The 330-nt window shown below is 55.5% G+C and carries 1 protein-coding gene; it reads right to left on the bottom strand.

The features are described from left to right. Positions 1-330, bottom strand: a 330-nt coding sequence (locus KDM89_RS21025) for an ABC transporter permease subunit (RefSeq protein ID WP_438947538.1), incomplete at both ends; no start/stop codon positions are given.

Below are 330 nucleotides of genomic sequence, written 5' to 3'. Positions count from 1 at the left end.
ATAATCGACAGATAAGCACCGGCGATACCGCAGCAGGCACCGCTAAACAACAGGGCCAGAAAGCGGATACGCAATACCGGATAACCAAGCGCATGGGCTGATTCAGGCGATTCGCCGACTGCGCGCAACACCAGTCCGGTACGGCTGCGGTATAAAAACCAGATCAGTCCGGCGCATAGCAGCAGACTGAAATACACCGCCAGATGCTGATCAAATAAGGCTTTGCCGACAAAGGGCAATTGATTCAGCACGGGAATGCCGTGGCTGACTGCAGGCAGCGACTGGCCCACAAAAGACTGACCGATGAACGCCGATAAGCCGGTACCGAAG

This window comes from Cognatundibacterium luofuense (genome assembly GCF_018139685.1).
GTDB classification, from domain to species: domain Bacteria; phylum Pseudomonadota; class Gammaproteobacteria; order Burkholderiales; family Burkholderiaceae_D; genus Undibacterium; species Undibacterium luofuense.
Note: the sequence above shows the minus strand (reverse complement) of the source record. Positions and strands in the feature narration are given on the sequence as shown.